The organism is Schumannella sp. GW821-FHT10F01 (assembly GCF_058809295.1).
Genome location: NZ_JBXASM010000028.1, coordinates 1 through 1,425 on the forward strand (window position 1 = coordinate 1; position 1,425 = coordinate 1,425).

Here is a 1,425-nt window from a genome sequence, read left to right on the forward strand (position 1 = left end):
CCGCGGCGCCCAGTCGGCGCCCGCGCCGCCCGCGAGCACGTGCGACTCGCGGTCGGGCATCCCGAGCAGCAGCCGCGCGTCGACGAGCTGGAGCAGGCCGCCGGCTCCGCTCGGCGCGCGGGCGGCGCCGAGCAGCACCGCACCGCCGCGGGCCGGCAGCGCGCGCCCGAGCGCCGCCAGCATCGCGGCGAGCTCGAGGCGGTCCTCATCGTCGGCCGAGGCGAGCAGCGCGTCCACGTCGTCGACGACGAGCACGGTCTCCGACGGCGGCGCGGCGACGAGGTCGGCCAGCACGCCCCAGGCGTCCGCGACCCGGGCGGGGGCGACGACCACGGCGCGACCGGAGGCGGCGGCCAGCGCCGCGAGCGCGCTGGAGACCCCGGCACGCCGGCCGCCCACCACGAGCACGTTGCCGTCGGACTCCGGGCGGTAGCGGGCGGGCGCCGTGCGCTGCCGCTCCGGCTCGTCCGCCATGCCGAACGCGCCCGGCTCCCCCGACACCGCGTCCCACGCGATGCGGTCGGGCGGCGGGTCCGCCCAGGGCCGCCACGGCGCCGATCTGCCCGGCCAGCGCCGCGCCGCCTCCTCGACGTCCGACGGGGCGGTCCGCGCGAGCTGCGCCACCCTGACCACCCCCTCGGCGTCCGCGACGGCGACGAGTCCGCGCCGCGACGGCGGCAGTCGGGCCGCGTCGTCCCGACCGAGCACCGCGCGGCTGTCGGCCGCGTTGTTCACCCGCAGCGACAGCCGGAGCGCGGCGTTGGCGAGCACCCCGTCCCGCACGATGCCCGCGGGCCGCTGCGTGCAGAGCACGAGGTGCACGCCGAGCGAGCGGCCGCGGGCGGCGAGGTCGGCCACGATGTCGTGCAGCTCCGGGTGGTCGGCGACGAGCGCGGCGAACTCGTCGATCACCACGACGAGCCGCGGGACGGCCTCCGGCGGCAGCTCGTCGATCGATCGGACGCCCCGGTCGGCCAGCTCGCGCTCGCGCCGTCGCAGCTCGGCGCCGAGGCTCCGGGCCGCGCGACGGGTCACGCCGGGGTCGAGGTCGGTGATGATGCCGACCACGTGCGGCAGCCCGTCGAGCGGCGCGAACGCGGCGCCGCCCTTGAAATCGACGAGCAGGAACGACACGGCCTCGGGCGGCCGGAGCCGTGCGAGCTGGACGACCCAGGTCGTCAGCAGCTCGCTCTTGCCGGAGCCGGTCGTGCCGCCCACGACGGCGTGCGGGCCGTCGGCCGCGAGATCGAGCCAGAGCGGGCCTGCCGCAGTGAGCCCGACGGGTGCCGCGAGCGGGCCTCGGCCGGCGGCGCCGCCCGCGTCGGAGTCGGCCGCCGCCCGGAGATCGGCGGCGGTGACCGCCGCCGGAGGCTCCCCGGCCCCGCCCGCCGCGGCCGCGGCGCGCGCGAGGCGACGGGCCGCACC

Annotated in this window: 1 protein-coding gene; it reads right to left on the reverse strand. The window is 80.0% G+C overall.

The genetic code is table 11. The features are described from left to right. On the reverse strand, positions 1–1,425 hold a 1,425-nt coding region (locus AC1RSJ_RS16600; RefSeq protein WP_493119587.1), incomplete at both ends, for an FtsK/SpoIIIE domain-containing protein.